The sequence below is a fragment of the Rhizobium sp. 01T444 genome (assembly GCF_056398305.1).
The window spans coordinates 1-624 of the sequence record NZ_JBFTPD010000249.1 but is presented as its reverse complement, the minus strand read 5'-3'; the positions used below and the strand labels follow the sequence as shown (position 1 = coordinate 624).

The 624-nt window shown below is 68.1% G+C and carries 1 protein-coding gene; it reads left to right on the top strand.

Annotated features, from left to right (window positions below):
* Positions 1-624 (top strand): branched-chain amino acid ABC transporter permease (locus AC1DTN_RS38260; RefSeq protein WP_477925394.1); only part of this gene is annotated, 624 nt, incomplete at both ends.

Below are 624 nucleotides of genomic sequence, written 5' to 3'. Positions count from 1 at the left end.
GTCTACGCGGTGGTGGCGATCGGCTTCACGCTGATCTACGCTGCCTCGGATGTGGTCAATTTCGCGCAGGGCGAGTTCGTCATGCTGGGCGGCATGACGACGGTGTTCCTGATCGCCATGGGGCTGCCGATGTGGCTGGCGGGTAGCTTGGCGGTGGCCGTCGCGGTCACCGTCGGCATCCTGCTGCAGAAGCTCGCCATCGAGCGCGCCCGCGATGCCTCGCCCGTGACGCTCATCATCATCACGCTGGGTGCCTCGATCCTCATTCGCGGCGTCGCGGGGCTGCTGTTCGACAAGCAGTTCCACAACCTCGCGCCCTTCTCGGGCAACACGCCGATCGCGGTCGGCGGTGCGACCGTGCTGCCGCAGAGCCTCTGGGTGCTGGGCAGCGCGATCGTGATGTTTCTCGCGCTCTGGCTCGTCCTCGACAAGACCCTCACCGGCAAGGCGCTGCGCGCGAGCGCGGCCAACCGGCTGGCGGCGCGCCTGGTGGGCATCAACATCTCCTTCGTGCTGATGCTCGCCTTCGGCCTCTCGGCCGCGCTCGGTGCCATCGCCGGCATCCTGGTCACGCCCGTGACGCTGACGCGCTACGACATCGGTGCGCTGCTGGCGCTCAAGGGC